7 protein-coding genes are annotated in these 6951 nt (G+C 67.6%); 4 read left to right on the top strand and 3 right to left on the bottom strand.

The features are described from left to right. Window positions 1-83 precede the first annotated feature (83 nt). On the top strand, window positions 84-1670 hold the full coding sequence (locus AC6H42_RS05520; RefSeq protein WP_497547577.1) for a S8 family serine peptidase: 1587 nt from the start codon (window positions 84-86) through the stop codon (window positions 1668-1670). Window positions 1671-1718: 48 nt separating this feature from the next. On the opposite strand, the gene AC6H42_RS05525 is transcribed toward AC6H42_RS05520, so the two are convergent. Beyond that, entirely contained in the window at window positions 1719-2684 is a 966-nt protein-coding gene (locus AC6H42_RS05525) for an AEC family transporter (RefSeq protein ID WP_057153837.1), read from the bottom strand. 148 nt (window positions 2685-2832) lie between these two features. Between AC6H42_RS05525 and AC6H42_RS05530 the strand changes: the two genes are divergently transcribed. Further along, window positions 2833-3735: a cupin-like domain-containing protein gene (locus AC6H42_RS05530; protein ID WP_497547578.1), complete on the top strand. Its 903-nt coding sequence runs from the start codon at window positions 2833-2835 to the stop codon at window positions 3733-3735. A gap of 15 nt (window positions 3736-3750) precedes the next feature. Here the strand turns inward: AC6H42_RS05530 and AC6H42_RS05535 are convergent, their stop codons facing one another. Both AC6H42_RS05535 and AC6H42_RS05540 read right to left on the bottom strand, forming a co-directional pair. After that, on the bottom strand, window positions 3751-3927 hold the full coding sequence (locus tag AC6H42_RS05535; RefSeq protein WP_157200829.1) for a hypothetical protein: 177 nt from the start codon (window positions 3925-3927) through the stop codon (window positions 3751-3753). A 68-nt stretch (window positions 3928-3995) separates the two neighbouring features. After that, complete coding sequence (locus AC6H42_RS05540; protein ID WP_497547579.1) at window positions 3996-5174, bottom strand: acyl-CoA dehydrogenase; 1179 nt, start codon at window positions 5172-5174, stop codon at window positions 3996-3998. A 117-nt stretch (window positions 5175-5291) separates the two neighbouring features. Between AC6H42_RS05540 and AC6H42_RS05545 the strand changes: the two genes are divergently transcribed. Together AC6H42_RS05545 and AC6H42_RS05550 are read left to right on the top strand one after the other, a co-directional pair. Then, window positions 5292-6209, top strand: coding sequence for a LysR substrate-binding domain-containing protein (locus AC6H42_RS05545; RefSeq protein ID WP_497547580.1), 918 nt, complete (start codon window positions 5292-5294; stop codon window positions 6207-6209). Window positions 6210-6269: 60 nt separating this feature from the next. Continuing rightward, window positions 6270-6951, top strand: a 682-nt coding sequence (locus AC6H42_RS05550; RefSeq protein ID WP_497547581.1) for an ABC transporter substrate-binding protein, incomplete at its 3' end; no start/stop codon positions are given.

Raw genomic sequence — 6951 nt, forward strand, 5'->3', positions numbered from 1 at the left:
TCAATTGACTGCTGACTAAGATCGGTTGCCATACGCCTCATCCACGGGCGCTTCGATCGAACTTTCAGCCATGGGACGACAACATGTTCTTAGCCAAAAACAGCAAGTCAAGCGCACTCTTCGCACTGGGCCTGACGGCCGCCGCCGTCAGCGCCAGCGCCGCCGCCGCCGCGCAGCCGGATAACGTGCGCGTCATCGTCGCCTTCAAGAAAGGCGCGCAGCAGAACGGCAAGGCCGCCATCGCGGCCGCCAGGGGCAGCATCAAGGAGGATCTGCCGTCCATCGACGCCGCCGCCGCCGAAGTGCCGTCCAAGGCACTGGGAGACCTGCGCAACAGCCCGCACATCGAGTTTGTCGAGGAAGACGGCCGGCGCAAGCTGCTGGCCCGCAGCCGCCCCAGCGGGCCAGCCGCCAGCACGCCGTCCACCGGCGCGCCCTATCTGGCAGGCCAGCTGGTGCCATACGGAATACCGATGGTACAGGCCGACCAGTTGCCCGACACCTATGCCGGCAACCGCACCGTCTGCATCATCGACTCCGGCATCGACCGCGCACACGAGGACCTGGCTGGCAACCGCCTGAGCGGCCATACCAACCCGGGCACCGGCCCGTGGTACACGGACGAAAACCATCATGGCACCCATGTGGCGGGCACCATCGCGGCGCTCAACAATGCGGCGACCGGCGTGGTGGGCGTGCTCCCCAACCGCCAGGTCAACCTGCACATCGTCAAGGTGTTCGGCCCGGAGGAATGGACCTATACATCGACACTGATCGCGGCGGCGAACAAGTGCGGTGACGCCGGCGCCAACATCATCAGCATGTCGCTGGGCGGCGACGTGCCCAGCCGGGGCGAGGAGCGCGCCTTCAACGCGCTGGCGCAGCGCGGCGTGCTGTCCATTGCGGCGGCGGGCAACGACGGCAATAACGCGCAGTCCTACCCTGCCGGCTACGCCAGCGTGATGTCGGTGGCGGCGCTGGACGAAAACAAGCTGGTTGCCGACTTCTCGCAGTTCACGCCAAAAGTGGAAATCGCCGCACCGGGGGTGCAGGTGCTGTCCACCGTGCCGATGGGCCAGGGCCGCGTCGCCACCCTGAAGGTGGGCGCCACCAGCTATGCGCCCGGCAGCATGGATGGCACGCCGGCCGGCACCGTGACCGCGCCGCTGGCCGCATTCGGCCTGGGCGACCAGGTGAACACGGCGGTGGCGGGCAAGGTGTGCCTGATCGCGCGCGGCAGCATCACCTTCGGTGAAAAAGTGGCCAATTGCCAGGCCAGCGGCGGCGTGGGCGCCGTGGTCTACAACAACGCGCCGGAAGGCTTCAGCGGCACGCTGGGCGGCGTTGCGACCACCATTCCGTCGGTGACGGCGTCCGGGGTAGAGGGCGCGGCGCTGCAAAACCAGCTGGGCCAGAGCGCGACCATCGACATCAAGGCAGTCAACTATGCCTTGTTCGACGGCACCTCGATGGCCACGCCGCACGTGTCGGCCGTGGCGGCGCTGGTGTGGAGCTACTTCCCGGCCTGCACGGCGGAGCAGATCCGCAGCACGCTGGACAAGTCGGCGCTGGACCTGGGCGCACCGGGCCGCGACGTCTACTACGGCTACGGCCTGGTGCAGGCCAAGGCCGCGTATGACCGCATCCGCACCAAGGGCTGCGTCAACTAAAAGGGCCAGGCCGAGGGGAGCGATCGGGCCGCGTGGGGCCCGATCGGTCTACGCCAGGCTCCCCAGCAGCCACAGCAAGGCGCTGAGCGTGGCGAAGGAGCCGACGGTGGCCAGCACCAGCGCTGCGGCGCCACGGTCGGCAAAGCCGTAGGGCAGCGCCAGGATGGGGTAGATGCTCATCATCGGCATGGCCGCCATCAGGATGGCGGCGTTGCGCAGTTCCGGCGCCAGCGGCGCCATGCCCACCAACGGCAGGCTGGCCACGGCCAGCGCCACCGCCAGCGGATGCATCACCAGCTTGCCCAGCGCGATGGGCGCCACCTTCAGCGCCACACCGCGCATCGGCAGCCCCACCAGTGTGCCGCCGATGACGAACACCGCCAGCGCGCCGCTGGTCTGCGCGAACATGGTGATGCTGCGGCCCAGCGGCGACGGCAGCGGCAGCTCCAGCAAGGACACGGCCAGCCCCGCCAGCAAGGCCACAACCAGCGGATTGCGCGCCAGCTGCCGCAAGGTGGCCGTCAGCGCGCGGCGCCAGCCCCGCTGGTCCGCGCCTGCCTGCTTCACGCTGGTCTCCAGCAGGACCAGCAGCAGCGGTAGCATCACCACGTTTTCCACCACCACGTTCAGCGCCAGCGACGTCGTGGCCACCGACGGCAGCGCCAGCAGCAAGATGGGGTAGCCGATAAAGCTGCTGTTCGAGCTGCACATGCCCATCGCATGCAGCAGCGCCTGCTGGTGGCTCAGCCCAGCGGCCTTGCGGCCCACCGCATAGGCGCCGCCCAGCATGGCCAGCGCGCCGGCCGTATAGGCCAGCAGATAGCCGGGAACGATGATGTCGGCGATATGGCGCTGCGCGATGGCGTTGAACACCAGCGCCGGCAGTGCCAGCTTGATGACGAATTTCCCGAACGTGAGCAGCTCGCCCTTGCCGAACAGCCCGGCGCGCGTGGTGGCGTAGCCGAGGAAAAGGATGATGTAAATGGGACTGACGATGGCAAGGATGTCGAGCATGCGGAGGCGGCGGTATCGTGGGCAGCCGGCCATTATCCCACGCGGCCGCCTCCCCTGCAGGCCGGGGCTGGAACATCTCCATCGCATGCGTTATGCTGTCTGCCCGCCTGGCATAGCCAAGGACAGCAAAGAAGAGATGGTGAAGCCGATGTCAAAAGAGAAAAAATTGCCGCCGCTGGAGGCATCGCGGCCCACCCGGCCGGAGGATGCCGCCGCCAGGAAGCTGGCGCGCGAGCAGAAAGACGCGCTGGTGCGCGGCGTCACGTCAATCGATGAAATGCGGCAGGCGATCCGGCGCGCCGGGCGCAGCCTGCCCGCCATCACCGAAGTGCCGCGCCTGGGCGTGCTCGACGCGGCAGCGTTCCGCGCCCGGGCCGCGCAGGGCCTGCCCTTCCTGATCACGGGGCTGGTAAACAAGTGGCCGCTGACCGCCCTGCCGCCCGAAACCCTGCGCGAGCACTACAGCCACCTGCCGGTGCGCGCACGGGTGGGCGACTATATCAACACCGCCTTCGCCGTCGACCGCGCCATGCAGGACATGACCATGCTGGAGTACCTGGACCTGGTGCAAACCGGCACGCATCCGTTGCCCCCCTACCTGGGCAACCTGGAACTGCGCGAATTGAACCGCCTGTGCCACTGGCCCGGTTACCTGGAGAAAATGGGGCCGCCGCGCTTCTGGATCGGCCCGGCCGGCACGGTGACGCCGCTGCATTGCGACTACGACGACAACATCTTCGCGCAGATCTGGGGCACCAAGCGCATCTTCCTGTCGCCGCCCCACCACGATGAGTTCCTCTATCCCAGCGAGGCCAACGCCATCCTGTTCGGCTCTCCGTTCGACCCGGAAGCGCCGGACTTCGACAAGTTCCCGCTGGCCCGCCAGGCCGCCATGGTGGAGGTCATCGTCGGCCCGGGCGACATGCTGTACGTGCCGGCCGGCTGGTACCACCAGGTGCGCGCGCTGACCTTCTCTCTGTCGTCCAACCGCTGGGCGCGCGGCGTGCCGTTCGCGCTGAAGGGCGACGCCGCGCTGCTGCGCCCAGCGTAACCGCCGGCGCGGCCTTCACCGCGCGGCGACCAGCACCGATGACCAGGTCTTCTCCACAATGCAGGCGATGCAGCGCGGCGACAGCCGGTCCCGCGTCTTCTTGGCCGCTTCGAAAAACTCGGCGTCCGCCGGCCAGTACTCGCCGCAGGTGATGCAGCGCTTTTCCTGGCCGATCTCGGTCCACCGCGACATGCAAAAGCGCTCGCCCGCCGCGCTGCTTGCTCCGCTCCGCATCCGCATGCCGCTGGCATCCCCTCAGCTCAGGAGAAGGCCTGCAAGCCGGTGATGGCGCGGCCGAGGATCAGCGCGTGCACGTCGTGCGTGCCCTCGTAGGTGTTCACCACTTCCAGGTTGAGCAGGTGGCGGATCACGCCGAATTCGTCGCTGATGCCGTTCCCGCCCATCATGTCGCGCGCCATGCGGGCAATGTCGAGCGCCTTGCCGCAGCTGTTGCGCTTCATGATCGAGGTCAGCTCCACCGCCGCCGTGCCCTCGTCCTTCATGCGGCCCAGGCGCAGGCAGCCCTGCAGGCCCATGGCGATCTCGGTCAGCATGTCGGCCAGCTTCTTCTGGATCAGCTGGTTGGCGGCCAGCGGCCGGCCGAACTGTTTGCGGTCCAGCGTGTACTGGCGCGCCTTCTCGAAACAGTCCTCTGCCGCGCCCAGCGCGCCCCAGGCGATGCCATAGCGGGCGCTGTTCAGGCAGGTGAACGGGCCTTTCAGGCCGCGCACATCGGGGAAGGCGTTCTCCTCGGGGCAAAACACGTTGTCCATCACGATTTCGCCGGTAATGCTGGCGCGCAGGCCCATCTTGCCGTGGATGGCGGGAGCGCTCAGGCCCTTCCAGCCCTTCTCCAGCACGAAGCCGCGGATCGCGCCCTCATCGTCCTTGGCCCACACCACGAACACGTCGGCGATCGGGCTGTTGGTGATCCACATCTTGGCGCCGGACAGCAGGTAGCCGCCGTCGGTCTTGCGGGCGCGGGTGACCATGGAGCCGGGGTCGGAGCCGTGATCCGGCTCGGTCAGGCCGAAGCAGCCTATGAATTCACCGCCGGCCAGCTTGGGCAGGTACTTTTGCCGCGTGACCTCGTTGCCGAACTCATAGATGGGCACCATCACCAGCGAGGACTGCACGCTCATCATCGAGCGGTAGCCCGAGTCGATGCGCTCCACCTCGCGCGCCACCAGGCCATAGCAGACGTAGTTCAAGCCGGTGCCGCCGTAAGCCTCCGGAATGGTCACCCCCAGCAGGCCCAGCTCGCCCATCTCGCGGAAGATGGAAGCGTCGGTCTGCTCGTGGCGGAAGTTCTCCAGCACGCGCCCGGCCAGGCGGCCCTGGCAATACTCGCGCGCCGCGTCGCGCACGGCGCGTTCTTCGGCATGCAGCTGCTCGTCCAGCAGCAGTGGGGAACTCCAGTTGAATGCGGTCTTGGTCATGTCGGCCTCGGTGTGCTCAGTGTGCGGGGTGAAAGGATGGCCTGATCTTAGTGGCGCCACGGGTTCCCGGCAAACGATTTATACTCACCCAGATATGAACAAAGCTCATAACACGCCATGACACGCAAGATCCCGATGCTGCAATCGCTGACCTGCTTCGAGGCGGCGGCCCGCCACGAGAGCTACACCAACGCCGCGCGCGAACTGTCGCTGACGCAGGGCGCCGTGTCGCGCCAGGTGGCGGCGCTGGAAGACTTCCTCGGCGTGCGCCTGTTCCAGCGCACCCGGCACGGCGTGGCCCTCACGCCGGCCGGCACAGCCTATGCGCGCCAGGTGGCGCTGCGCCTGGCCGGACTGGAGCGCGACACGCTGGACGCGATGGCCGGGCAAGGCGCCGGCGGCACCATCCGGCTGGCCTCCGTGCCCACCTTTGCCACCCGCTGGCTGCTGCCGCGCCTGGCGGACCTGCACGCCGGCCATCCGGACATCGTGGTCCACGTGGACGCGCGCACCCGCCCTTTCATGTTCGCCGAAGCCGAATTCGACGCCGCGCTGTATGCCGGCAGCCCGGAGCAGATCGCCAACTGGGCCGGCACGCGCGCGGTGATGCTGATGCCGGAAACCGTGCTGCCGGTGGCCAGTCCGCGCCTGCTGGCGGGGCGCAGGCGCTGGGGGCCGCAGGACATCGCGCGCCTGCCGCTGCTGCAGCAAAGCACCCGTCCCGACGCCTGGCGCCAGTGGTTCGACGCCATGGGCGTGGAGACCGGGCTGGCCATGCACGGCCCCCGCTACGAATTGTTTTCCATGCAGGCGGTGGCCGCCGCGCACGGCCTGGGCGTGGCCCTGCTGCCGCGCATGCTGGTGGAAGCCGAACTGCTCAGGGGCGAATTGCAGGTTGTATGCGACAAGCCGCTGGGCGGCCAGCGCGCCTACTACCTGGTGACGCCGGAGACGGCGCCGGACACGCCCGCGCTGGAGCAATTCCGCCTGTGGCTGTTGCGCCAGGCACAGCGGGCACTTGTCAGCAGGGACTGAAACGGCTACTGTGGTCCAGCGCTCCTGCTACACGCCGGCTCAACCTGAAAGGTGGAAACGATGACAACCAAAATGCATATTTCTGCCGCCGCCCTGTTCCTGGCGTCGCTGTCGCTCGCTTCGCTCACTTCGGCTGCCAGGGCCGAAAGCGGGGTCACCGCCACCGAAATCAAGATCGGCATGGCCAATGCGCTGAGCGGGCCGACTGCGGGCCTGGGCCAGGGTATCAAGTCTGGCAGCGAGGCATACTTCAGGAAGGTGAACGCGGCCGGCGGCATCAACGGACGCAAGATCACCCTGGTCAGCGAGGACGATGGCTACGATCCGCCGCGCACCGCCAGCGCCACCGAAAAGCTGATCAAGAAAGACAACGTGTTCGCCCTGTTCGGCTATGTGGGCACGCCCACCAGCAAGGCTGCCCTGCCGCTGGTGGTCGACAATGCCGTGCCGTTCTTCGGCGCCTTCACCGGCGCCGAATTCCTGCGCGCGCCGGTCAACAAGTACGTCTTCAACATCCGCTCGTCCTACTTCAACGAGATCGAGATGCAGGTCGAACGGCTGGTCAGCGACGCCGGCGTTACCAAATTCGGCCTGTTCTACCAGGAGGACACCTATGGCAAGGTGGGCAAGGAAGGCCTGCTGCTGGCGCTCCAGAAGCGCAAGATGAGCATTGCCGCCGAAGGCCACTACATGCGCAACACCGAGAACGTCGACGCCGGCCTGGCCGCCCTGCTGGCGGCCA

Source organism: Massilia sp. NBRC 108631, assembly GCF_059704565.1.